Annotated in this window: 15 protein-coding genes, 3 pseudogenes and 1 riboswitch; of the genes and pseudogenes, 7 read left to right on the top strand and 11 right to left on the bottom strand. The window is 52.1% G+C overall.

Features of this window, described 5'->3' with window-relative positions; genetic code table 11:
- Positions 1–20: 20 nt before the first annotated feature.
- The 4 genes from BITS_RS04350 to BITS_RS04335 all read right to left on the bottom strand — a co-directional run bounded on the left by BITS_RS04350 (position 21) and on the right by BITS_RS04335 (position 4,184).
- Entirely contained in the window at positions 21–872 is an 852-nt protein-coding gene (locus tag BITS_RS04350) for an aldo/keto reductase (protein ID WP_081890979.1), read from the bottom strand.
- Between the two features lie 58 nt (positions 873–930).
- Positions 931–1,776, bottom strand: a complete 846-nt coding sequence (locus BITS_RS04345; protein WP_026641955.1) for an aldo/keto reductase — start codon at positions 1,774–1,776, stop codon at positions 931–933.
- A gap of 70 nt (positions 1,777–1,846) precedes the next feature.
- Complete coding sequence (locus BITS_RS04340; protein ID WP_026641956.1) at positions 1,847–2,434, bottom strand: TetR/AcrR family transcriptional regulator; 588 nt, start codon at positions 2,432–2,434, stop codon at positions 1,847–1,849.
- Between the two features lie 157 nt (positions 2,435–2,591).
- Positions 2,592–4,184 carry an ATP-binding cassette domain-containing protein gene (locus BITS_RS04335; protein ID WP_026641957.1) on the bottom strand — a complete coding sequence of 531 codons (1,593 nt, stop codon included), beginning with the start codon at positions 4,182–4,184 and terminating at the stop codon, positions 2,592–2,594.
- A gap of 599 nt (positions 4,185–4,783) precedes the next feature.
- Here BITS_RS04335 and BITS_RS04330 point away from each other — a divergent pair.
- The gene (locus tag BITS_RS04330) at positions 4,784–5,929 is read left to right on the top strand and encodes an Mrp/NBP35 family ATP-binding protein (RefSeq protein WP_026641958.1); all 1,146 of its coding nucleotides are present in this window, start codon (positions 4,784–4,786) and stop codon (positions 5,927–5,929) included.
- A 193-nt stretch (positions 5,930–6,122) separates the two neighbouring features.
- Here the strand turns inward: BITS_RS04330 and ligA are convergent, their stop codons facing one another.
- Positions 6,123–8,894 carry an NAD-dependent DNA ligase LigA gene (ligA, locus tag BITS_RS04325; RefSeq protein WP_044259493.1) on the bottom strand — a complete coding sequence of 924 codons (2,772 nt, stop codon included), beginning with the start codon at positions 8,892–8,894 and terminating at the stop codon, positions 6,123–6,125.
- Positions 8,895–9,027: 133 nt separating this feature from the next.
- Positions 9,028–12,567, bottom strand: coding sequence for a tetratricopeptide repeat protein (locus BITS_RS04320; RefSeq protein ID WP_420795455.1), 3,540 nt, complete (start codon positions 12,565–12,567; stop codon positions 9,028–9,030).
- A 177-nt stretch (positions 12,568–12,744) separates the two neighbouring features.
- Between BITS_RS04320 and BITS_RS04315 the strand changes: the two genes are divergently transcribed.
- Complete coding sequence (locus BITS_RS04315) at positions 12,745–15,120, top strand: hypothetical protein (protein WP_238556547.1); 2,376 nt, start codon at positions 12,745–12,747, stop codon at positions 15,118–15,120.
- 478 nt (positions 15,121–15,598) lie between these two features.
- Here BITS_RS04315 and BITS_RS04310 read toward each other — a convergent pair whose 3' ends face one another.
- Entirely contained in the window at positions 15,599–15,805 is a 207-nt protein-coding gene (locus BITS_RS04310; RefSeq protein ID WP_026641962.1) for a helix-turn-helix domain-containing protein, read from the bottom strand.
- A 254-nt stretch (positions 15,806–16,059) separates the two neighbouring features.
- Here BITS_RS04310 and BITS_RS04305 point away from each other — a divergent pair, with 254 nt between their 5' ends.
- The gene (locus tag BITS_RS04305; RefSeq protein ID WP_034533733.1) at positions 16,060–16,857 is read left to right on the top strand and encodes an ATP-binding cassette domain-containing protein; all 798 of its coding nucleotides are present in this window, start codon (positions 16,060–16,062) and stop codon (positions 16,855–16,857) included.
- Positions 16,858–16,859: 2 nt separating this feature from the next.
- On the opposite strand, the gene BITS_RS04300 is transcribed toward BITS_RS04305, so the two are convergent.
- From BITS_RS04300 to BITS_RS04290, 3 genes and pseudogenes are all read right to left on the bottom strand, one after another.
- Positions 16,860–18,047 carry a pyridoxal phosphate-dependent aminotransferase gene (locus BITS_RS04300; protein WP_026641964.1) on the bottom strand — a complete coding sequence of 396 codons (1,188 nt, stop codon included), beginning with the start codon at positions 18,045–18,047 and terminating at the stop codon, positions 16,860–16,862.
- Between the two features lie 390 nt (positions 18,048–18,437).
- A pseudogene (gene ppgK / locus BITS_RS04295) lies at positions 18,438–19,201 on the bottom strand (polyphosphate--glucose phosphotransferase).
- A gap of 326 nt (positions 19,202–19,527) precedes the next feature.
- A complete protein-coding gene (locus BITS_RS04290; RefSeq protein WP_026641966.1) occupies positions 19,528–20,550 on the bottom strand; it encodes a glycosyltransferase family 2 protein in 1,023 nt (340 codons plus the stop codon).
- A gap of 133 nt (positions 20,551–20,683) precedes the next feature.
- Positions 20,684–20,828, top strand: a riboswitch (FMN riboswitch).
- Positions 20,829–20,962: 134 nt separating this feature from the next.
- Between BITS_RS04290 and BITS_RS04285 the strand changes: the two genes are divergently transcribed.
- The 4 genes and pseudogenes from BITS_RS04285 to BITS_RS04270 all read left to right on the top strand — a co-directional run.
- A complete protein-coding gene (locus tag BITS_RS04285) occupies positions 20,963–21,538 on the top strand; it encodes an ECF transporter S component (RefSeq protein ID WP_034533767.1) in 576 nt (191 codons plus the stop codon).
- 112 nt (positions 21,539–21,650) lie between these two features.
- Positions 21,651–24,218: an energy-coupling factor transporter ATPase gene (locus BITS_RS04280; RefSeq protein WP_044259491.1), complete on the top strand. Its 2,568-nt coding sequence runs from the start codon at positions 21,651–21,653 to the stop codon at positions 24,216–24,218.
- Between the two features lie 172 nt (positions 24,219–24,390).
- Positions 24,391–24,696, top strand: coding sequence for a YhbY family RNA-binding protein (locus BITS_RS04275; RefSeq protein WP_026641969.1), 306 nt, complete (start codon positions 24,391–24,393; stop codon positions 24,694–24,696).
- A gap of 135 nt (positions 24,697–24,831) precedes the next feature.
- Positions 24,832–25,071: pseudogene (locus tag BITS_RS04270) on the top strand (peroxiredoxin); the annotation flags it as partial.
- A 37-nt stretch (positions 25,072–25,108) separates the two neighbouring features.
- Here the strand turns inward: BITS_RS04270 and BITS_RS09505 are convergent.
- Positions 25,109–25,292: pseudogene (locus tag BITS_RS09505) on the bottom strand (hypothetical protein); the annotation flags it as partial.

The raw sequence follows: 25,292 nt of genomic DNA, 5'->3' as shown, positions 1-25,292 counted from the left end.
CCACTGTTCTTTGAATGCGACTAGTCTTCGATCACAAAGGCAGAGCGCAACATCTCTTCAACCCCATTGGCATCGGGATCATGGGATGGCTTGCCAGTGTCCATGGCATGCACGATTGCCATTTCTTCGTCAGTCAATGCAAAGTCAAAAATGTCAAGATTGGCAGCGATATGTTGCGGATTGGTGGACTTCGGCAACACCACCGCACCGTCCTGAATTTCGGCGCGCAGGATTATTTGGCCGACATTCTTGCCGTATTTCTCAGCCATCGCCATAAGCGCAGGGTTGGTCAATAATTCCCTGTTGCCATGCCCCAGCGGGAAGTAGGCCTCGATACGAACGCCGAGTTCATCGGTGATCGCACGCAGATCCTTTTGCTGGAATGTCGGATTAAACTCAACCTGATTCACCGAAGGAATGGTCTCGAACTGCGGCACGAAGCTGTTCCAAATCTTCGGCGTCATATTCGAAACGCCAATCGAACGGATATCACCCCGCTGCCTTGCTCTCCTCCATCGCCTTCCAAGCACCAGGAACATCACCGTAGGCTGATGGATCAGATACAGATCGATATGCGTGCCCAAATGACGAAGGCTGCGTGCAATACCCTTCTTGGCACCTTCATATCCATAATCCTGCAGCCACAACTTAGAAGTGATGAAGATGTCTTCGCGCGGAATACCGCTCTCAGCGACCGCGCGACCGACTTCTTCCTCATTGAAATATGCCGCAGCCGTATCGATATGACGATACCCGGCATCCAAAGCACTTCGCACAGCCTTGTATGTCGATCCGTCGTTGGGGATCAAGTATGTGCCAAATCCGATCTTCGGGATTCGTACCCCATCATTGAGTTCGAAAGATTCCATCATTGCTCCTTGTTGTTTGTGTTTGTGAGAATTCCTATTGCTGGTGTTACAAATGAGCCACTCAGACCCTATGCTGGTTTAGCGCCTCGGCGACATGCCAATCGTGGTGATCGATTATGGTGCTGTGACCGGTGTCCAGCGTGGCAATACGAGCCTTCTCATCGTCGGTGAGTTGGAAATCAAAAACATCGATATTTTCTTCTATGCGTTCGCGATGGGTCGATTTTGGAATCACCACAACACCGCGTTGAATATTCCATCGCAAAATCACCTGCGCCATACTCTTGCCATGGGCCACTGCGATTTCCGTGAGTATTGGCTCCTGCCAAATGCCACGGCCTCCTTCGGCAAATGGCCCCCAAGCCTCAACTTGCACGCCAAAATGCTGAGCAACCTCAAGATCAGTGCCTCGTTGGAAATATGGATGGTTTTCAATTTGATTCACCATTGGCTTGATTTCTGCGTTCATGCACAAATCAGCCAATCGTTCTGGATAGAAATTCGATACGCCGATGGCGCGAATCTTCCCTTCCTTGTACAGATCAGTTAGCGCACGCCACGACCCGTAGTAATCAGATAACGATTGATGCAGCAATACCAGATCCAAGTAATCCATGCCGAAACGTTTCAAAGAACGCTCGAAAGCAGCCTTGGTTCGTTCATATCCGAAGTTGGATACCCAGATCTTTGAGGTGATAAATACCTCATCGCGTTTCAAGCCACTCTTGGCAAATGCCGAGCCCACGGATTCTTCATTGCCATACGCTTCAGCAGTGTCGATGAGTCGGTAACCAGCATTGAAAGCGTCAAGCACCGCTTGTTCACACACTTGCGGATCCGGCACCTGGAACACCCCAAGTCCCAATATCGGCATGGTCACGCCATTATTCAACGTTACTGTTTCCATGATTGCCTTTCGTTCTGAATGTGTTGTATTGAAGTTCAAAGCTCTGTTGTATGCAATGAATCCGCGTACGCTACGCCTTGGTTTTCCAGACCGTATTGCGAAGATTGTGCGCAAGGCGCTTCACTCTGTCATGCAAATCGAATGAACCCTCGGTCATTGCCCATAGGGTCACATAGCCGTAATACTCAGCGAGAATGGAATCACACGCAAAATCCACAGACATATTCGGCGCTAATTCTCCGGATTGCACTGCTCTCTCCAATTGCTCTCGGATGACTTGCTCGTCAAACTGCAGTTTCAACATTCCGTTGCTGTCAGCAGCCGAAACCGCCCCCTTCATCCACTCTTTGCATATTGAGACACCCTGCTCTTGGATGTACTGAGAGGAAACATCCAAAAATGTCTCGATATTGTCAAAGGCACTGCCGGATAGATGTTCGACGGAATCTTTGAGATCACCGAAGCGTCGGAATGCGATATCAAAAGCAACATCTTCTTTGCGCTTGAAATACACATAGAACGTTCCTTTGCTGACGCCTGCTTCTGCGACGATTTCATCTACTGAAACATTGCTCAGTCCTCGACTCTCATGCAAACGTTCCGCAGCGCGCACGATGTTCTGGCGCGTGAGTTTTGCTGCTTCCTGACGTTTGCCCATAATCATTCCTTTCGACTCTTTCACTATACACCAGTCACTGACTGTGGTCATTGACTGAATTCATTTATTGCTCTGAGCGTAGAATGCCTTGTTGTACAAGTCGCCAAATGCATCAAATCCGTCGCATCCGACGAATTGAACATTGCCATCAGACGGGTCATTCGCTCCGACGCAAAATCCACCTCTTATCTGCGACCTTATTCAAAAACCAGTCATCATGGCTTATCACCACAACTGCGCCCGGATAATCGGCCAACGCCTGAGCCAAGGATTCCTTGGACTGAATATCCATATGATTGGTCGGTTCGTCCATAATGATGAGTCTGGGATTGCCCACAAGTCCGAGGCAGAGCAACAATTTTCGCAGCTCTCCTGGTGATGGACTGGCTCCGGCAAGCAGCCTGTCCGGATCCGCATTCAATCTTGCATATGCACTGAGCACCCGAGAACGTTGCTGTTCATCCAATGCATGCAACCGATCTATCGCATCCTGCAATACTTGTTGATCAGTGTTTTGCTCGATGTATAGGCATGTCTCATCCTTGGGCAACACATGCACCATGGCCTGAACCAATGTGCTCTTTCCAGCGCCATTCACACCGCTTATGCCGATATGATCTCCAACGAATACTTGGATTTCCATATCCTCTCTGCCGACGGGACCACCCTGCACGCCGTGCCCAAGCACCCCTTCCATGCCCATATCGACCACATAATTATCAATCCCATGCGCAGTCATCGCATTATCCACTGTCCGCCGATCCAAACTAAGCACCCGTCCATGTCCAACGGCATCCCCATCGAATTCCATGCGAGCATCATAGCGTTTTGCCGCTTCCGACAATGCTTCTGCCGAAGATTGCGCGGCCTTCAAGCGGCCTTCCAATTGCGTGTATCGTTGTTGCACACCCTTATCCAAGCTGGTGCTTTTGGCGGCTTTATGCGCATTTCGGGCATCATGGTCCTTCGGATCGATGCTACCTGATCTGCACTTGGCCGCTTCCACTTTGCCTATGGCTTGCATGCGGTCTGCGCGCACCGATTGCAATCGCGCCACCTCATTGCGGGCTGCAGCCAACGCCGATGACCGACTGGCATCATTCGCATCACGCTGTGCAACAGCCTGCTCATATGCTCCGCGATACAACTCGACAACCGTGATATTGCGCCCGCTGATATGCCTACGTTCGAACATCACAGTGCGTGTGCACAATGCTTCAATGAGATCAACATCATGCGATACCACAATGCCAATGCCCTGATATCGTTGCAACGCTTCGACAATATGACGTTTCGTCTCTGCATCCACATGATTGGTGGGCTCATCCAATATCAAAACATCCGGCTGAGCACTTATTGCACATGCAAGCTGCACACGCTTGGCTTCGCCTCCGGAAAGCTCCCCGTATCGGTACAGCCATTCCTCGTCAATATCCATAAGCTGCCTCACCTCGATGGCAAAGGCTGACCAATCATTCATCAAAGATTCCAATTGCGGCGGAACGATATCGGTTTCCTGGGGACAGTAGGCGATCACCATCGACTTGGGAGCGGGAGATATCATTCCGGAGTCCGGCTGTAACTGGCCGCTGAGCAAGCGCATCAAGGTGCTTTTGCCTATCCCATTGTCTCCGGCAACGGCGGTCCATCCTTTTGCAAAGGTGACGGAAACTCCGGAAAATAACGGATCATGAGCCTGTGGTGGCGTGTATGATATTGCACTCATCGAAACGACACTTGGTTGAGACATATCAAACTCCTTATTTATCCTGTGCACCGCCTACTAATAAGACGTTCGCGAAACACATCCGCGTCAATCGTCGACTTACGAATGTCAGAGCACAGCATTTGACAAGGCAACAGAACAAGCTCTTAGGTATTCAAACATGGATTTGATGCGCGCATCGATCATTGGTGGGCACAAGTATCGCAACATGCTGCTCAGGTTGGTGAAATTGTCACCGAAAGCTTATATGGAATACCGATGCCCGATTCGTTTCAAAGACCTGCAAAGGAACATATGTTGGCCCGAAAGCGAATGATGAACGCGTTAAATGAGAGCTTTTCCGATGCAACGATGCGCGGCAGTGCGCTTCTGTACGCACGCTTGCCAGGGATCCCCTTGCTGCACTCGTCGCTTATCGGTTAATCAATGCTCGATTCCTTCCATCCGGATTCGCCTGGCATATCGGCTTATCCAACTCGTGCACACTGTACATGACATGTGAGACTTGGGCAACTATCAACCTCGCATGCACGCTTTTTGACGATTCTTGAGAAGGTTCTATGCACACTCTGGCACGCCTTCCAACCTCACGCTAGTGTGGTATCGAATCACAAGGAGGAACGATGAGCGAAGCCCGCCAAATCGAAGCGGCGATATATGAGCGTTTAAGCAAAGTCATTGACCCGGAATTAGGACGTTCTGTCACGGATCTCGGCATGATAGTGGCCATCAATGCGGATGCCATCGAAACCAAGGATGCGTCGCAATCCTATGACGTAACCGTTCATGTCGAACTCACGGTTGAGGGATGTCCACTTTCACAAACCATAACCAACCAAATCAATGGCGCCGTATCCTCGTATCCGGATGCCACGCTCATCCCGCATATCGAAGTCTCGTCCATGAGCAAAGACAAGCTCACCAATCTGGTTGAAGGACTCAAGGCGGAGCGTAAGCACAACCCATTTACCAAACCAGGATCCAAGACAAGAATATTCGCGATTGCATCAGGCAAGGGCGGAGTCGGCAAATCCTCGGTTACAGCCAATCTTGCGGCGACTTTTGCCGCCTTGGGATACAAAACCGCAGCGATCGACGCGGATATCTACGGTTTTTCACTGCCCAAACTATTCGGTGTTCACACTCAGCCGACCAATCTCAACGGTATGCTCATGCCAGTTACCGCTTGGGGCGTGAAACTCATTTCCATCGGCATGTTCGCAGGAGCCGACCGAGCGATCTTATGGCGCGGACCGCGTCTGCAACGATCCTTGGAGCAGTTCCTCTCGGATGTGTGGTGGGACAATCCCGATGTGCTCCTGCTCGATTTGGCTCCTGGCACTGGCGATATGGCTATTTCCGTCGCCCAAACCCTGCCGAACGCTGAAATGGTTATTATTACCACTCCCCAACCCAGTGCCTCAGACGTCGCCGTTCGATCCGGCTTGGTTGCGCTGCAAGTGCCTACGACCGTGCGAGGCGTGGTAGAGAATATGAGCTACTTCGATCATCGTGGCGAGCGATTGGAAATATTCGGCCATGGAGGAGGTCAACGCGTCAGCGAACAGCTCACCCATGCCCTTGGCACTGAAATCCCTCTGCTCGTGCAACTTCCTCTACAGCCTGAAATCCGTGAAGTCGGCGAGGCTGGTCGTCCAGCGGTGCTCGATGCCGATGGCGCGCTCAGCGACTCCCCTCTGGCCGCTTCTTTCGCCAATTTGGCACGCCAGCTGATGAAGCAACCGCAGCCTATGCAATCAGCTCAGTAGCCACGTACGGCACCTCTCTAACCGATGTGCCCGACAGAGCGATTGCATGACCAGACCGCTGGTCATTTGTATGGTTGTGCATTCAGCAACATGTGCAGTGAACCAGCCGACATTCCACACAATGTGGTATTGCACTAAGTCTCCGTTACCTCATATGGCAAAGTGCAATACCACTGGTGTGCGTTGACGGTATTTATTGCACAATAGCTTCCGGTTCATCGGGCGAACCCGTTTCCAAAAGCGTATGGAATTGCCGTTCATCAAGCATTGGTATGCCTAATTCCTCGGCTTTGGCTGCCTTGGAACCGGCATTGGCTCCGATCACCACATAGGTCGTTTTCTTGCTCACCGAACCCGAAGCCTTGCCGCCATGGGTGATTATTGCCTCTTTTGCCGAGTCCCTGCTGAAATCCCCCAAAGACCCGGTCACCACCACGGTCATGCCCTCAAGAGTTTGCGGAGCGTCATTGACTTCAACATTGCCGCCCACACCTGCCTCTTTCCAGGAGCGCAGCACTTCTCCCCGCCAGTCACCCGGCTGCTTGGCCGCCGAAAACCAATCCACGACGCATTGTGCGATTTCAGGCCCGATGCCGTCCAATTGAGACAGTTCTTCAACGCTGGCATTGGCTATGGCATCCAAGGACCCCAAGCGCGATGCGATGATTCGGGCAGTGGGTGGCCCCAGACGTCGAATTGACAAAGCAACCAACACTTTCCATAGATCTGCGCGTCGTGCCTTATCGATTTCCTCGAGCATTTTTCGCGTATTCTCAGCAGGCCTGACATATATCGGCTGACGAATCTCTTCTCCACCGACCTTGCGCACAGCTTCATCCACCACAACCGCATCCTCAGGCACTGCGAAACCGGGATATCGGTTGGCGGCATTCTCACCTTTCTCCTGAAGCTCTTGCGAAGAACTGGACTCCTTCGAAGCAGTCGAACTTTGGGTGACAGCTTCTTTGGGTTTGTCTTTTGCGGCCTTTATCGGCGCAGTCCAGAAAGCCGGAACCTGATGCCACAGGCCGGACCCTCCAAGGCTGCGTCGTGTCTTACGTAATTTGCCATTGGATCCGCGCACCTTCTTGATCTCAATAATCGGAGCCTCTCGCCATACCAGCACATTGCGCAGCCTTTGCGCATCAAGCGCGAATATGCCTGCTTCATTGGAAAGCACCGGTTGTTGTGTTTCCGGCAGAGTCAACGAAGCATCAGGCTCATATGGTTCAGGTTCCTGCCCGGGCTCAACGGTGATTTCATGAATATGCGGCGCATATGTGGCCGTTGTATCAGGCCTATTGTCTTCGGGATTCGTCAATGCTATGGCACTTTGATCACCGAGATGTTCGATGTCAAAGGCCTTGCGTGATGCCAGATTGATGATACGTTCGGTCAACTGAGCCGGACAACCCTCGATATTTGGGCAGCGAATATCCTTATCGCCTTCTTTTGCGGGGGCCAGACGAGTTCCACATGAAGGGCAGAATTCCGGCATGACGAAGGCGTGAAGACTCTCCTCCCGACCTTTACGTCGCTCCAATACAGGGCCGACCAGCTCAGGGATCACATCACCGGCTTTGCGCACAACCACAGTGTCCCCAATGAGAATTCCCTTGCGCTTCACCTCAAAAGGATTATGCAAGGTCGTGCGAGCAACGGTCGACCCGGCCACATACACGGGCTTCAGCACGGCCACCGGAGTGACTCGGCCCGTACGCCCGACTTGCACGGTGATATCCAGCAATTCGGTATTGACTTCTTCCGGCGGATACTTGTAGGCGATAGCCCACCTTGGCGCACGCGAAGTCGCTCCCAGTCTGCGCTGCAGAGCCAGATCGTCGACCTTGACCACAATGCCGTCCAAAGCATGCTCGATTTCATTGCGATGTTCACCATTGTGCTCGATAATCTCTTCTATTTGAGAGAAGGATGTGACTTCATGATTGTGAGGGGATACTGGAATACCCCACTGCTTGTATAGCTCGTATGCCTGGGATTGATCGACCACTTCTGGTCGTGCATGCCGATCATTTGACGCTCCCCAGCGAAGACTTCCCAGACCATGGGCATAGAAACTCAAACGCCTTGTCGCCGTGATGCTGGGATCCTTTTGACGTAACGAACCCGCTGCGGCATTACGGGGATTGGCGAAGGGTGTCCGCCTTGCTTCTTCGGTCCGCTCATTCAATGCACGGAAATCATCCCATCTCATGAATACTTCGCCGCGGATTTCCACGAATTCAGGAATGTCATCAGCATCCCCCTGCAGCTGACCGGGAATGGACTTGATTGTGCGCACATTGAGGGTTATGTCTTCTCCCGTAACGCCATCGCCGCGAGTCAGCCCCTGTTCGAGTACGCCATTGCGATATATGAGGTTCAGGGCCAAACCGTCTATTTTCACTTCGCAGGTCATGGGCAGAGGCTTGCTTTCAGGCCAATCCAGATCGCGACGCACGCTGTTGTACCACGCATGCAATTCCTCAATGGAGAACACATCGTCCAAGCTCATCATGCGTGAAGGGTGGCGTACGGACGCGAAGTCATTGGAAAACGAGCCGCCAACCCGGTGCGTCGGGGATTGCGGATTATCCAATGACGGGAATGCCGATTCCAGTGCCTGCAAGCATCGCATACGCGCATCATAGGCGGCATCAGAGCTCACCGGGGCATCGTCTATGTAATATGCAATTTGGTCAGCCTCCACCCAAGCCGCCACTTTCGCCCACAACCGAGCGGCGACTTCGACACTGAGCTGAGCTACCTCAACACGAGACAGCTTCAGAGCATCCTCATCTGTGGGTTGTAGTGAAGCGACCCATGCACTGCTATCCAAAACTTCATCCGAGGATTTCGGCGCTTGCCCCTCCTCTTGGGCGAAATCCCAAGCCAACTGCTCACCTTGGTCATTGCTTGACGATTTCGGTTCCACTTGCCTACTCTTTCGCACGTCATGAGCCATATTCAACCCCTGTTATTCGCCACAAATGCCATTTCAACTACTGATTGTAGAGGAGAAATGGCAAGAAGAAACAGCCGGAAGCAGTGGCTAGTATTACCACTTCTTCCGACCTTTGCCTTGTATTTCTGCGTTATTACGCTCCCAAGGAACGTAGGAACTGAACCTGCGCCATATCGATACCATCATTGTCGTCAGCACTCATACGCGCCGAAGCCACCGATAAGGTTCGCGCCAAGACGAACATGCCATTGTCAACGCTTGCACGCGCCGCATCACGCACGATATGCGCGACCTGAGTATGAGGCCAGACAGGCAAATCATGTTCAATCAACACCGATTGCGCCTCTTCGACATCTCTCGGAATGCTAATGCACTGAGAATCAGCGCGAGCGCTTAATTCTCGCAGTTCCGTCTGAAGAGCGGCGATTTGTCCGGGAGCGATGTGTTCGCTCATCATATATGCCGCCGCGGCAACGTCGAATTCGTCGCGCATCCATTCGGCATATGCAAATCGGTAGTAAGCGAAGGCTGCATCATCGCGATCCAAAGCCACGCGCAGTGCATTCAGGCATGCCGCACGAGCTGAATCCCAATCCTCATTACGCGCCAATTGCATAGCGAGTCTCATATGCGACAACGGATATGCAGGAGCATATGAGACCATCGCGTTCAAGTGTGGCAACGCCTCCTGGGGACCTCGTAATTGAGCCAGAACATCGGCCAATTCCATATGCGCATAGAACAGATTGTCGGGAATAAGCACTGTATGCTCGCCCGGCGTGGCAAACAAGTGATTGTAAACCACGCGTTCAGCATATGAGTTGAAATAACGAGGAACACCGCCATTTTCGGCAAAGAGTGCGTCCAGCCTTTCCACATGTTCCTGCGCCATTGCTATGGCTTGCTCTGGTTGTCCCGAGAAAAGCATGTCACGGGCCTTTATCCTCATGGCGTCCAAATCCTTGGCAACACTGAAGGACAGATCCGGTGTGTCCTCACCATCGATTAGCGCCTTGCTGATCTGTGAAGACAATGCGCCAAGCTCCGGATCAGCGATGCGCTGCACTATGGCCATGGCCTGCTGAGCCTTCGCCACAGAAGGCAACTGAGCGTCAGCAGCCAATCGATGGAAATCGCTGACCGCGCGATGCAGCAAATCCTCTCGCTGAATGGAGAGCCCGATCGCATCCTCAGCTCCGAAAATTCGAGTCAGCCCCGGAGAAAACTGTGCATCGGCAAGTTCGGGCTGTTCTTGGGCGCCAACAGGTGCGAACTGCACGGCATGCACATCCACATCATGATCTTCAATAGCCTGAAAACCGCCATCGGCATCCAATCTCATATTCGCCGAGAACTTGCGATAGGTCTCCTCAGGATGCCGCAAGCCATCCTCATGCAATCTTGTCAGGAATTGCTCGCGTGAGAAAGTGACTGAAACCATATGCCTTACCGTTGGATTGCGCTGAAGCACATCCAAAGGGTTATTGCCATCCTGCGCAAGACCCTCTGAAGAATCACTGTTTGCGGCGGCATTGGCATTGCCATCCGCATCATCCTCAGATGCCAAAGATTCGTCCTCAGGCAATTCGAATGTCATGGAGTCAAAATCCACATCACGCATAAGATCTTCGAAGCGCTGATCAAGGGATGCCGTTGAAGCCTGAGCAGCGTCAACCTCATCGCTGCGAGGCTGTCCCTGTTCCAAGTGGCCTGTGTCAGATTCCTTGGCATCACCGGCTTCGGATGTCTGCATCGCAGATCCGGAAGCAACGGAGGCTTCACCATGCTCAGATGAATGATCTGATTCCTCACCTCCTGCGTGGCTGGCCGAACCTGCGCTGTCATGGGGACGTCCCTCACTCCCAAGAGTTCCGGCCAAGGTTGGATCACCGTGGATATCGCCATCCTTGGGATCACCCTTGGCGCCGGATACGCGCACATTGGACGCTCGCATTCGCTCGAAGGCGTGCATGGCTTCTCCCATAAGAGCTGATATGGCTGAATTTTGCTCAGCCACCGCCTCCTCAAGTCCTATGGAATCAATGTGCAAGGTTACGTTTTTGACATGGGCATCAGCTCCGAAAGCCAAAGCCGCCATCATCAATCCGACTCGCAGGTTATATTGGGCACTCATTGCTGCGCGATCTGCCTGTGAAAGCGGCATCCAAGTGCGTCGATCCACATCGTAGCGGCTCATGGGCATCATTGAGGCACCTGCTGTCGTAAACGCCATGGCGACCTGCCCGCCGACAAGATTTGAGCGCATCTCCATATCGAATCGATAAGGCAAACGCAACTGCCTGATTAACAGTGAAAGCGCCTGTCGATACACCCATTCAGATCCTGCAGCGTCAACCGGATGAGCGCCCTGCAGAGGTTGCGAAACACCCGATTCCGACTGTCGCATGGGATCTGGATGCTCTTCATGCATGCGTGCGGCCGTGTCACGTGCCATATCCACCATGCGGTTTACAGCCATGCGATCATCAGCAAGATCAACCTCTCGTCGACGCTCATCACCATCCACAGGCGTGCGCAGAGTCAGCAATGCTGGATTCTCCAAAAGTATGAAATCGATCTGCGCGGCCTGAGCCTTGGTTACCGTATCCTCAACCGGATATGCGCCGATATTGGCATTATGCTCAAGCAATGCGCTAATTTGAGCAAACCGATTCAGATTGCCTTCAATACGAAGGGATGTCAATGCCGAAGCGAAATCCAAAGAAGAATCCCAAGTAAAGAAATAGTTGCCCGAAAAGCTCGAAGTGAATAAATGCAATTTCTCAGCGCCATGAACCGCTTCAAGGCCACGCGCTTCACCCAAAGCTCCGGCCTCCTGCATCAGGTCGGCAAAGTATTCCTCCAAGCCCGAAACCCGCATCCCATGATCCCTGGCGTCCTTGGTATCTTCGACACTGCGGCGAATCGCGCCAATGGGCGCTTCCCTATTCAATCGACGGAAAATATTGCCTGAACCAAATCCAATGAGCATGCCACTCATACGCGGCAACACATATGCCACAAGAAAACCAATCGCCATGGCATCGCGATATTCCAGATTGAGTCTCAGTTCTTCAGGCAGCGCCGTTCGCATCTGTTCCAAGGCATATCTGCCATCACTTTTGAGCCAGGAAGCCAACCATGTCATGCGGCCAGTATCGTCACGTCCAACCATACCGCCTTGCAATGCATGAGCAGATTTGCGATCCGCAGCCTTCTGCGGCAATATCGGCAACCCGAACGGTCCCCGACCACGGTTCCTGCCAAGCCGGCTGGCATCAGAAAGATGCAATTCCGACTCTTCTACGAACATGAAACGCGGTTCGATATCATGCGTATCCATATCAGGCTCATGGCCCATGAATACGCGCCCTTTGCCATCCGCGAGCGCGATTTGCGTGAAACGACCGCGATCCATGAATACACCGATTGAGAAGGACTGGCCACCCGATTTCGGCAATTGAGCCCATCCCAGGCTCACACCGGATGGGACACCTGGTAGATCGGTGTAAATGCGACGCTTCACCAAAGCAGACAGATTGATTGCTTGCTCACGCATAACCCGCATGGCATCTTCAGGCAGGGCATTCGCCATGACTTGCTCCTGACGTCCGGATTTCCTGCGCTGATCGGACGAGACGATATGCATACCACGCAAAAGACGCGACAGCATATCGTCAGAACGTCGACGTCCATGCTCATGTGGGTGAGGTGTGAATTCAGGCATAACTGTTATTGTCCTAACCCAACCAGACATACAGCTTATAGATGAATGCCTAAAATCTGCGCAATACCAAGCATTCTCCCCTATGCAGAACCTTTGCACACATCGACATATAGAATCGGATAAGTGAGCGTATTCCCAGTCTCGTTATCGCAGAAGGCATGCATGCATATGCGCAACCTCCATCGTAATGTCTCATTGACGTTGAGAAAGGGACGCACAAAGCTCTTGGCACTGCTGGTCGCATTATTGGCCATAGCCAGCGTGGAGATCATCGGATTCAATATGCCATTCTGGAGCACGCTGTCGGCCAGCACCGATTCAGCCTCCGCTTCCAATATCCTCGGCCCCGGCCTGCAACAACGCGATGACGGTTTGCTGGAAATCACTGATCCCACGCAAGCCTTCCTTGAAGTCGAGGCAGACGGCTCCTCCTCCTATGCTCGCATCGATCCTGATACCTCCATCTCAGACTCCTCCGAGCAGGATTCCGAATCAGCCGCAAAGGATAAGGATATTGTCAAATCCCTGTATGTGAGAGTGGATAGCGATGGCATTGCCGGCAAAACGCAGTCGGTTGATGTGCGCGTTCCTCGATCACTGTATGTGCATAGCAATGCGCGGCACACCATACGCCTTTGGATTCAAGAACCTGCAGGTTCGCTTATTCCCATAGCTGCGATTCGCGCCAATGTCCGCGTTCCTTTTCATATCGATTGGCTCCGTGTCGCCGCGATGATAGTCGTGCTGGTCTTAATCATGCTGTTCAGACCGCATTCGTTGCTTTGGAATACCCCTCTGGATACGAAGAAGACTTCCCAAAGGCTTCTTTTCGCCGTGGCGCTCCTTCCCTTTGCCTTGATGAGCATATTCCGCATCATTTGGCTATTGAGGTTCTCACAACCGTCGTCATTCCATATCGATGGTGGCTATACTTATGATTTTGACCAATACGGCCATCTGGCAGACGCATTGATACACGGTCACACATGGCTGGATCTTCCCGTTCCGCAAGCGCTTGCCCAAGCCGATAACCCTTATGACACCGCGGTTCGCGATCAATTGCTCGCCCAAGGCACTACGCCCATCTACTGGGATTACGCATTCTATGAAGGGCATTGGTATTCCTATTTCGGAGTGCTGCCAGCCTTATTGTTATTCGTCCCCTACCGCTTGCTCAGCCCGCTCTTGCCAGGCCTAAGCACTTCACTGCCCTCGGATGCCGCCGTGCTCTTCTTGATGTTCGGTTTCCTGGTTTTCGGGAGCTTGCTGATTATTCGGATCGTTCACATGGCTTTTCCTCATGCCAGCCTGGCCTTTGCATCCATAGCCCTGACTCTGTTCGCGATCGGATCCAATTCGTATTATCTATGGTTCCGCACCAACTTCTATTCAGTGCCCATATCGGCATCATTACTGCTCAGCTCATTGGGATTATGGCTGTGGCTGGGCGCTTTCAGGCCTCGGCATGAACAAAGTCGGAACTTAGCTGCCTCTGAATCGAACGCTGCATCCCAAACCGCTAATCCCATCAGAACTCGAGGCATCTGGGCAATCCTAGGAACCACGCCGATTTCCCTCCCGCATTTAGCCTCAGGTGCGATTTGCATAGCAGCGAACGTTGGCTGCAGACCTGCTTTTGCTTTGGTGGCTCTTGCGGGACTGCCTCTGTTTTCCGATCAAATTATTGCATTGAAACGAGCCCTGAAGAACCATTCGGTCAGTGTTGCCCACGCACTCAAACCGATTCTTGCCGTGACCATTCCCGCTGTGCTGATAACCGTCCCACTGGCTTGGTACAACATGCTTCGATTCGGCTCGCCCCTCAATTTCGGCAACGCCTATCAGCTCACGGTCACCGATATGACTGCGCATCATACCGATTGGGCCAATGTCATGCCAACTCTTGGATATTACTTATTGCTGCCACTTCGGCTCACTCATCGATTCCCTTGGATCGGCATATCACCAACGCCTCTGCCACAATGGGGATATGCTGAACCCATGGTAGCCGGGATCGTGGTGCTATGCCCGTTCCTCGCATTGGCTGTGGCAATCCCATTGTTGAGGAAGTATTTCGCCAATATCTTGCTACGGAATATGCTCACTGCTTGTCTCGGCATTGGGACGCTCATTCTTGTGGTGGACAGCATACAGGGTGGCATAGGATGGCGCTATATAGCCGATTTCGCCTGGCTTCTGGCCATGCCTGCAATAGGAACGCTGGCGGTAATGCTTGGAGAACATCGCCGAAAACCACTCGAATCTTCAACTCTGCAGCAATCCGACCTTGCCTCGCGATGTGAACACATACGCTCTTCCGACGATTCTCGATTGGGTATCGGTCTATGGGTATTGCGTTGCATTGTGGTCGTCATACTGCTGTATTCAATAGTCATAACCGCGATGTCTGGTTTTGTGTCAGGACGAGACGATGCCATGCTGCGTTCTAATCCCGAACTCTGGCATCGCGTGGCTTCATGGTTCTTACCGCTTTTATGACTGCCGTCCGCGATTCCCTTTTCCTTGGGTCTTATTGATGAGGCAGATGACTAGTTGATTGAAAGTCTGTGTGATATTGGCATGTCAGCTTACCGATAAGAAGTTTAAGCTGGGTGTGAGTCGGGGGTAAGTCGGCAGAACAAGCTACCGACTTATCGTTCATATGACGCTTAAGCCAACAGTCTTAACAGTCTGTGGACTTGAGCTAGCGAGCCAAGCCTTAACTCGATTGCATCGTCTATCGTGGCGACTGCTACGCAACTGTCCGCTTGTTCAAAATGAACATGCCTACCGTTGATGGTAATGTCGCCATTGATGATATAATTAGTCATATCAACTTCCTTTGCGGTAATGCCGCAATCGGATACCTCGACTAGTTGCAGCTAGTTGTAGGTATTTTTATACCGACTAGCAGCTTGATTGTAAGGCAACCGTCTGGTGCCTCGTGCGTGGTAAAGGAGTCGAACCCTTACCGCGCCTACTCGATATCATCATCGAGTAGCTTGCGTGGATTAGACACATGCAAAGCGTCACAGATTGCTAAAGCTTTACCAAGAGTCATGTTAGAGACGGATCGCCTACCTGTCTCGTAGTCAGCTATTCTGCCTCTATCAAATCCGGGTATTTTTTCTGCAAGCTCTTTCTGTGTCATGCCACGTTTCAAACGTAAAGTCTTGATACTCATTTATCCACCTCATTACTTCGGTGGACTCATTGTATCCATTTCAAACGCTCAGGGGACAATTCCATGCCGGAACCCTAGCGCTGGTGGAACGCGGTTAACGTTCCCGCTATTCAATTCTCAAACCCTCCATTGGCTCAATGTCGTTCATGAATACATATCTGCCGATAGACGAGTACCGAGTCGGTCTCAACTCATGTAAATCCATAGATTCGAACACCACAGCAAACAGATCACCGTGTTCTACAATAAGCACTATGAGCCTTCTGAGACTTTTCAAACGCACTCCAGCCGTTCCCACCGTTGACTCGGTGACGATTCGACTTGAACAGGCCGAACACGTCTATGATGACGGAACAGTGGGATTGCGTTCGACAAATCTAGAGATTCACGAACGCAGAGTTGCGGTTATCGGGCTTAACGGCTCTGGCAAGACCACTCTGCTCAAGCTGATGGACGGTGCCTTATTGCCCTCATCCGGCATGGTTACCATCACGGCAGGTGAGCAGAAATTCGACACTGCACAGCGCAAGGAAAACAAGCGAATTGCCGCTCATATCGGAAAAGTGCGACGCGAAGAAATACCCAATGCATATTATCAGTCCAAAACAATAGCCGAAGCGGTAGCGACAGCCGTTCGCAAAGCTGGAAGTGTGCCGCGAACAGAAATCGATGCCCTTGTCGGCGACTTATTTGCCCGATTCGCATTGGCTGATAGTTCAAGACTAAATGCTGCGGAATTGGATAGCGAGCGCCGCCACTTGCTCGCCGTAGTTGCGGCACTAGCCACTCGCCCATGCACGATTGTCGCAGATGAACCGACAAAAGGCTTGGATGAACACGGCACCGATCGTGTGGCAACCGCTCTTTTCTCCGGAAATCTGCAAGTTATTTTCGCGACTCATGATGTGGCCATGACCACGAATCCTCACTTTGCGATCGACCGGACGATACTCATGCATAATCAGAGCGTCATATTCGACGGCAATCCACATGAAGCCGCGGAACGATATGACAAGCTTGTCCAAGAACTTATGGGCAAGTCTGCTCTATGACTCTAGGCCTTACACAGCATCGCGATCGTATCCAGAACTTCATCGATACGATGTGTCAATTCCTCAGGTTCTGGCAATAGAGAAACTGTCAAATACCCATCCGATGCCAAATCGAAGAAATAACCGGGCTGACCGCTAAGACCGTGGCGTTCAATCAGGCTAAGCACCATGGTGTCGTCATCAACCACGGCGGGGAAACGCAGCAGCACATTCCATCCACCTTCAGCTCGTAGCATGCTCACCAGATGCTCGGGTCGCTGCTCAAGAATGCGTTGCACCATATGAAAATTGTTCTGTACGCGCTGTTTAACGAGTGCCGTCTGTTCAGGAGCAAGAGCAAGCAACTCCGGTATGCGAGTGGCGATGAGATCGCCCATAGGCAGATAATCATCGGCAATGACATCCAAACGACGTTGAGCCTGTTCAACATCTTCTTGAGGCCCTGACACCTGGATCCAACCGACTTTGGCATGAGGTGCTGCCAGCATTTTGGAGAATCCGTCCAACGCGAATGTCAATACGCCCTTCTCACCTGCCCATCGAGCATTGCCTGCAAACGGCTTCAAATCATAGTCATAAAACACTTCATCCGCGATTATCGCCACTTCGTACTTGCGGCACAGCTCAACGAAGCGCTCTCTTTCGCCTGGCTTCACATATGAACCGGTGGGATTATTGGGATTGATCACGACGAGCGCCCTGATATGATGCCGCGTATCGGCCTCAAGCAAAGCTTCCACTTCAGCGGTATCGATAAACCATGAACCGTCATATTGCAATCGGTAATCCATGGTTGTGACACCCTCAAGCTTTGCGATTGATGCAATAAGCGGATATCCAGGCTTTGGAGCCAGAACAATATCACCAGGATCACACAGCAATTTGAAGAGCCACGAATATGCTTGCGAAGTTGAACTCAGCACATACAGGCTATCCGCATCAATGCGACTCGCACCATGCGAATCAAACGAATTCCGTTCATTGAGGAAGTTTGCCAATGCACGGCGAGCCATTAGTGGACCTCTGGGATTCGCATCATATTCTTCAGAAAGAATGCGAGGAGCCAGTCCGAAACGTGTGGGATTGGAATCATTGAGTTTACGCAACTTCGTGCCATGCCTTGCAGCCGCGATTTCCGCTTGGGCGATTGCATTGGGCTCCCCCATATCGACCCGTGATGAGAATCGCATTGCCGACCAACCTCTTTCCTGTCATCCGCTCTGCCGTGCAACGAGTTACCATACTGCTCCGAACCATCGTCATGGCAATTATCGACACTCAATCGGTAATATCAAACTCGACATATCGCACCGCGCACTGCTTTCCCTTGACAAAGCATTGACAGCATCAGGCATCACGAGATTATTGATTCCTGCGCAGTAATTCCACTCAACTTCATGCATCAAATCAGCACAGTTCTCGGTGGATCGAAGCCACCAGAACCGCTCATCACACCGATAAGGGATCCGATATGGTGAGAGACGGACAGGGTAAGCGTATGCCCAAATCCTTGTCCTTGACCAACAAAGCAATGAGGCGACACCTTTGGTGCCGCCTCATACGATCTCTGCTATCGCAAATCAGTGCTTGGTGCTCGCATAATATGCAGCGCCGATAATGCCTGCTTCATTGCGCAACTTCGCAGGAACAATCGGAGTCTTGATATCGACCAGAGGCAAGAACTTCTCGCTGACGCGGCTGACGCCGCCACCGACGACGAAGAGATCAGGGTTGAAATACTTCTCCATCAAGCCGTAATACTTCGTCAGACGCTTCGCCCACTTCTTGTAGCTCATATCCTGCTGTTCACGGACCGAGGACGCCGCATACTTCTCGGCATCGCCCTTGCCGTCAGGGAGTTCGATATGACCCAATTCGGTGTTTGGAATCAAATGACCGTTGTAGATAAGCGCGGTGCCGATGCCGGTGCCAAGCGTGGTGGCGATGACCAAACCATCCTGACCCTTTGCCGCACCGAAATGCTGCTCAGCCAGACCAGCGGCATCGGCATCGTTGACGACGACAACCGGTCGACCGCAGGCCTCGGTGAATACTGCGGTGATGTCTTCACCGATCCACGACTGATCAAGATTTGCAATGAAATCCAACGGCTGCCCTGGCTTGATAGGTGCTGGGAACGCAATGCCGACCGGAGCCGATTCCGGGACTTCAAAATGCTCAAGTTGCTGCTTGACCACTTCTGCCACAGCTTCTGGCGTAGAGACCTTCGGAGTCAAGATCTTAAACCTAGGCTCGGCGAATTCGCCAGCTTCCAAATTGACTGGCGCTGCTTGATGCCCGAACCTCCGATATCGATGCCGAACGCCTGCGCTGTTTCAATCATCTTTGACCTCTCTTGTGAGAATATGGTGTGCAACCGGTATGAGCATAGTAACTCTTCCCATAGCCAATACAGATTCCAACTTGCATAAAATGTGATAACGATTGCACAAGTGGCGCGACTCGCTGATATAGATATCGGAATCGTTCGCATTGCATTCGATATCGAAGGTCAAGAATATGGAAGAGCCGTTGCCTCAGTCACATACAGCAATCTGAGGCAACGGCTCCAGACAATTTCAATCTTTGTGGATCTCACGCTTCCAACATTGGCAATGCCTAGATAACATCACTAAACGCCATAAACGCATTTACCACTATGAGTCGCAATCAGTCCTTCTTCAAAGCAGGCATAGGCTTCCATTGACCATCATGCAGTAGGGCACGAGAATCTCGCCAGCCTTTCCACAGTTGCGCCACTCCGGTGCGAATATGTTCGCGATCCACTGCGAACAGGCGGATCAATTCCTTTGCTGCCGTGGCTGCCGTGCCCAGAGCGAATAGCACAGGACGATAATCTCCATGCGCCATGAAGTATCTCGCCATATAGCCTCGATTGCGCATAATGTGGTAACGATTCATGTCTGAAGTGGAATTCAGCTGACGCACTCCGGCAATATCCCAATTGCTGATTTCACGGGTGCGACGCAACACCATATCAGGTACCACTATTGGATTGGTCACCTTGCTGGCCAGATATCCGTACATCGTGTCATCCCAGTAGATGAAGAATCGAGGATCAGGGAAACCGATCTGCTCAACGATATTGCGACGGAACAATCCCCCTTCAAAGCACATGGTATTCATGACGCGATATCCGGCAGGACCGAATGCCGCAGGCGCAATGGGATTCGGAATGCCCAGACTCACGAGGAACTGGTACTGCCAATAGAAGGGGCCGCCGTCATAGTCATATCGGCTTCCTTGAACCACATCATGCTTGCCGGTCCACTTGGCGAGTTTTTCGATGCTGTCCGGCAGAACCGCCACATCGTCATCCATAACCCAGAACCACTCTGCGCCGAGTTCATACGCCTTCTTTACACCGGCATTAAATCCGCCTGCCCCGCCAAGATTGTCGGTTTGCGGCGCATAGACCACGCGATTCTCATTGCCAGAAGCATCAGGAACCGTCGTGCCCCATTGTTTGGTGACGATTTGTGCAAACTCTTCAACCATATGTTGGGTTTCGTCGCTGTGCTCGTTATCAACGATTACCACGCGCCACGGAGCCACGCTCAATTCCTGTATGGATTCCATAAGCGTAGCCAGCAATTGCTGGCGCTTGAAGGTGACGACGACTATGGCAAGCTTTTCGATAGTCGCTTTTGCGGCATGCTTGTGTTCACTCATATCCCCATTCTTACACTCGCCCTCGCCACAGCCCGACGCCCGAGCGCTTCCAACCGGCAGCCGCATGGCTCCGTGTTTTGCCTGCGACGAACGAAACCTTGCAATATCAGTCATTCTGGAGTATAGATGGAAAGGCAAGTTTCAGGGAAGGTGCAATTCCTTACTGGCGGTGACAGAAGTTGGTCACATTCACTTCTGCAGCCCGCGAGCCGTGCAAACGGCAGATACCGGTGTGAGTCCGGAGCCAACGGTCACAGTCCGGATGAAAGAAACGGAGCCCGCAATGGGTGAATTCCAGCATGCCTCAAATCAAGGGCATACTTCTCCAGATATCTCCTCGGATGCCAATGAATCAATACCGATTGACTCTGCATCGGCACAATCCGTATCATCCAGCGAGAATCACAACAGCATGCCAAAAAACCGTCGACGCCCATCGGCTCTCCAAGCCCACTCGACAGGCGTCGCCGATTCAGGCAGATGGTCGAGCCGACGCATCGCGGTCTATGCATTATTCGTGGCATTGACCGCCGCGACCAGTTTTATCGAAGTACCGCTTCTCGTGCCATGGCTCAAATATGATCCATCGGGAATCATCGCCCTGGTCGCTGGTTTCGCTTTCGGCCCATCGGCTGCCGGCATTGTCAGCGTGCTCAGCTTCACTCCGCATCTGTTCACCAATCCTCTTGGTGCCATCATGGGTATGGCCGTCGGATTGGCGCTTACGGTTCCTGCGGCACTGATATATCAGCGCTTCCGCACACGTAAAGGAGCATTATTTGCCCTTATTATTGGCTCCATATGTGCCATCGTCATTGCCATTGCAGGCAATTTGGTCATTACCCCCATATACACCGGCATGACCGTTGCCCAAGTAGCTGCTCTTATCGTGCCGGTATTGCTTCCATTCAACGTGTTGAAGATGTTCCTGCATATCGTGTGCACATTCATCATCTACAAGCCGATCTCCGATTTGCTCCACCGCTGAGCGCTTTCAACTCGTCTCGCGGTTTCATCAAGGGCAAACGCCAATTTGAAATCGTGAGATGATTGATTTCACGGAATGACGAAGTCACAGACATGCAAGAAAGATACAGGGTATGACTCAGCGAGGTCAGAGTGCAAATCAGGCGTATGCTGCCCAACTGCGCCATGTTTCTTTCAGTTATGACGCCTCGTCCTGGGCTCTCAATGACATAAGCCTCGATATTCGGTCCGGCGAATGGGTTTGCATTACCGGTCCCAATGGTTCGGGGAAGTCCACTCTGTCCAAGGTCATTGCAGGCCTGTCAGCTCCTGATGATGGCGTGGTCACTCTGCTCGGCAATATTGTTTTTGATGCGCAAGGAGCCCATGCCGCTCAATATCGTTCTGCCCGACGAGACATTGGGGCTGTGTTCCAGAATCCCGAGGATCAGATTGTCACCACGGTTATTGAGGATGATGTGGTATTCGGGCCTGAGAATCTCGGATTTTCTCGTCGAGACATGGCTCAAGCCATTTCGGATTCGTTGCATTCGGTCGGTTTGGAATCAATGCGCTTCGCCGATCCGACGCATATCAGCGGAGGCCAGCAACAACGTGTTGCCATAGCGGGAGCCATGGCCATGCATCCCCGCATGGTTGTCCTCGATGAAATCACGGCTATGCTTGACCCCGAAGCTCGAGAAGATGTGATGCGAATCCTCTCGGCTTGGCATGCCCAAGGTGTCACCATCGTGCATGTCACCCATCTTGCCCAAGAAGTGCAATTGGCACAGCGGGTCATACGCATGGACCACGGCAGGATCATTGCTAATGACGTGGCTCGACACAGAACAGACTCATTCGAGAAAAGCAATAATGCCCCACCGGTAGAAGAGCAATCCCTCGAAGAAACCACACTCTGGTACGCCTCCGAATCGGAGCACATTACCGATCTGAACGGCACAGCCCGCAACACAACCCGCGAATGGGCGATAGCCATCGACTGCGTTACCTACCGCTACCCTCATTCTCAGCAAGCAGTGTTGGATAATTACCCGTTGTTCGTCGCTCAGGGGCAAACCGTTGCGCTTATGGGCCGCAATGGTTCCGGCAAAACCACATTGGCCCGACTGATAAGCGCCTTGGACTCCCCTGACGAAGGTTCCATAACCGTTGCAGGGATACCGGTTTCATCTCGTCGAAATGCATCGCTCTTCGGCACGCGAAAACCCAAACCAGCCAATTCACGGCAGCGCAAAGCCTTGCGCCGCTCGGTCGGCTATGTCATGCAGCATCCGGAGCGTCAATTATTCGCGGAAACCGTGGCCCAGGATGTGGCCTATGGTCCTCGTAATCAGGGACTTGCCGAGGATGAGATCGCCAAAAGAGTGGATGAGGCTCTGTCTTTGCTGCACATACAAGATCTTGCACAGAGGTCTCCGTTTGATCTATCTGGAGGGCAGCAGCGTCTTGTTGCCATAGCAGGAGTGATAGCCTGCCATCCTCAGGTACTGATCCTCGATGAACCCACTGCGAATCTCGATGCCCACGCCAAACAGCGCATTATTAATATGCTGACACATTTGCATAAGCAGGGCGTGACCATTCTTATGATCACCCATGACGTTGAAGAAGCGCATTCCCTGGCAGATCGCATCGAAATCATGCCCGACTCCAAAGATTCCTATGCAGATGGCGATGACGATTCCAATGGCATCAACGGCACCGCCGATATAGTCGATAACCTTACCGACGCCACTGGCAATACGACACAAAACCAATTCAGTACAGATTCGCCATCTCATGAGACTCCGCGTGCAGCCAACGTATCAGTGTCGAGACACGCTTTGCAATATGCATCACGACCCTCTGTCGAACACATTGACGTGAATAACCAATCCATGTCGTTGCAGTCACCGAAGGTCAATGCCAGCGTTCGGTCTTCACTGCTTTCTTCGTTTGATCCGCGTATATTGCTTGTCGTGACGATCATCGCGATGTTCAGCGCTTTCACGATTTCGAATGCTGCACAACTCATGGTCGCAGGAACACTGGTGGTGGCCGCAGCCTGTGCAGGTCGCATACGAGTCGGAGAACTGGTGCGAGCCACCCACGGTTTTTTGGTACTGTTTATCTTCACCGGATTGCTCAATATCTTCTTCGTACGAACGGGATCAATACTGGTTCAATGGGGCCCCCTAATCCTCACGACAGGGGGCATAGCCGCTTCGGTGCTGTACATTTGCCGCTTCGCCTTGGTTATCATCCTTGGTGCCATCGTCATGAATGCGACCACGCCCATTGCTGTAACCGACGCCTGCGAATCGTTGATGAGTCCTCTGCGTAACTTCGGTATTCACACGCAAGATATTGCCCTGGTTATGTCTCTGTCGGTACGTTTCCTTCCGACATTGTCAAGCGAAGCACGTGCCATCGCCGATGCTCAGGCAAGTCGTGGAGGCAGCATAGAAAGTGGTTCTCCATTGCAACGTATCCGCGCTTTGGGGGCAATCGTCGTTCCAGTGTTTGCAGGGACACTTCGCCATGCCGACAATCTCAGTCTCGCCCTTGACGCACGCAGCTATGAATCCGGCATTCAACGCGCGCATTGGCGTGTGATGAGCGTACGCCGTCGCGACATGGCGCTTATTGCATGTGCCGCACTGTATATCGTGGCTTTGTGTGCTGCCGCATTGTTTTAGGCTGACACACGGCTAGAGATTGGCATCAGGGAGTGTCAGCTCAAACTATCGGCATCATGCCGGTATTCGTACCATACGGTATCTTCGAGGCGGTAACATATGCGCCTTTCGAAGACCTCGCCAGGCGCGAAGATGGTCAATAGCAGCAACGGCAATACGAAAGAAGACGCCCATGGCATTAACAAAAAAGCAGGTCAAGCAACTACGGACCTTGGCAAATCACCTCAATCCTTTGATCATTATCGGCAAGAACGACCTGACCGAAGGCGCTATCGGACAAACGGACGAAACACTGGAAGCTCATGAACTCGTCAAATGTTCAGTTCTGGATGGTTCGGGATTGACCGCAAAAGAAGCTGCTGCCGAACTCTCCGAGCAGCTCAATGCAGAAGTCGTGCAGGTAATCGGCAACCGATTCGTGCTCTTCCGCAGATCAAAGCGAGACAGTATCGGGCATATTCAGCTCGTCCGCGAGTAGGCTCACGATCTGCCATGCTGTCGGCTTCCAACAAGTCATGGCGGAGATTCAATGACGTCGTATGCATTGCGCATTCATTGATGCGCTGAACGCGTACGGCGTCATTTCCGTACCAACCGAACTACGATGGAATCCATGAGCACGCAATATCAATCATCAGCACAAAGTAATACAGACGAGACCACACGACTTGAACCAGGCCAAGCGGCACCGGATTTCACTCTGCCAAGTGATGAAGGCAAGGATGTCAGTCTGGCCGATTTCAAAGGTCAGCGAGTTATCTTGTATTTCTATCCTGCTGCAATGACTCCGGCCTGCACTGCTCAGGCCTGCGATTTCAGGGATAATCTTGCACGATTGACCGCTATGGGATATGCGGGTTATAGGCCAAATTGTGTGTCTGGTGGTGGTTTTATTCGGTGGCGTTTGGGTATCTGGTGCTGGTGTGGAATTCGTTCCAGTCGATGCCGGTTCCGTATCGGTTGGGTATGCCGAACGTTTCGTATGCGCCTTGGGGGCTCCTTTCCCGATGCCAGCCTGTGGAGTTCCTCGATTTTCTGGTTCGGTGAACGCGTTTTCCACCAGCCAGGATGCGG

It is taken from the genome of Bifidobacterium tsurumiense (assembly GCF_000741765.1).
Taxonomy (GTDB): domain Bacteria; phylum Actinomycetota; class Actinomycetes; order Actinomycetales; family Bifidobacteriaceae; genus Bifidobacterium; species Bifidobacterium tsurumiense.
The sequence above is the reverse complement of the archived record's forward strand: the minus strand, read 5'-3'. Positions and strand labels throughout refer to the sequence as shown.

Coding starts and splice junctions, on each gene's coding strand:
- BITS_RS04350 (WP_081890979.1), bottom strand. CDS start 872: ATGATGGAATCTTTCGAACTCAATGATGGGGTACGAATCCCGAAGATC.
- BITS_RS04345 (WP_026641955.1), bottom strand. CDS start 1,776: ATGGAAACAGTAACGTTGAATAATGGCGTGACCATGCCGATATTGGGA.
- BITS_RS04340 (WP_026641956.1), bottom strand. CDS start 2,434: ATGGGCAAACGTCAGGAAGCAGCAAAACTCACGCGCCAGAACATCGTG.
- BITS_RS04335 (WP_026641957.1), bottom strand. CDS start 4,184: ATGTCTCAACCAAGTGTCGTTTCGATGAGTGCAATATCATACACGCCA.
- BITS_RS04330 (WP_026641958.1), top strand. CDS start 4,784: ATGAGCGAAGCCCGCCAAATCGAAGCGGCGATATATGAGCGTTTAAGC.
- ligA (WP_044259493.1), bottom strand. CDS start 8,894: ATGGCTCATGACGTGCGAAAGAGTAGGCAAGTGGAACCGAAATCGTCA.
- BITS_RS04320 (WP_420795455.1), bottom strand. CDS start 12,567: ATGCTGTCGCGTCTTTTGCGTGGTATGCATATCGTCTCGTCCGATCAG.
- BITS_RS04310 (WP_026641962.1), bottom strand. CDS start 15,805: ATGAGTATCAAGACTTTACGTTTGAAACGTGGCATGACACAGAAAGAG.
- BITS_RS04305 (WP_034533733.1), top strand. CDS start 16,060: ATGAGCCTTCTGAGACTTTTCAAACGCACTCCAGCCGTTCCCACCGTT.
- BITS_RS04300 (WP_026641964.1), bottom strand. CDS start 18,047: ATGCGATTCTCATCACGGGTCGATATGGGGGAGCCCAATGCAATCGCC.
- BITS_RS04290 (WP_026641966.1), bottom strand. CDS start 20,550: ATGAGTGAACACAAGCATGCCGCAAAAGCGACTATCGAAAAGCTTGCC.
- BITS_RS04285 (WP_034533767.1), top strand. CDS start 20,963: ATGCCAAAAAACCGTCGACGCCCATCGGCTCTCCAAGCCCACTCGACA.
- BITS_RS04280 (WP_044259491.1), top strand. CDS start 21,651: ATGACTCAGCGAGGTCAGAGTGCAAATCAGGCGTATGCTGCCCAACTG.
- BITS_RS04275 (WP_026641969.1), top strand. CDS start 24,391: ATGGCATTAACAAAAAAGCAGGTCAAGCAACTACGGACCTTGGCAAAT.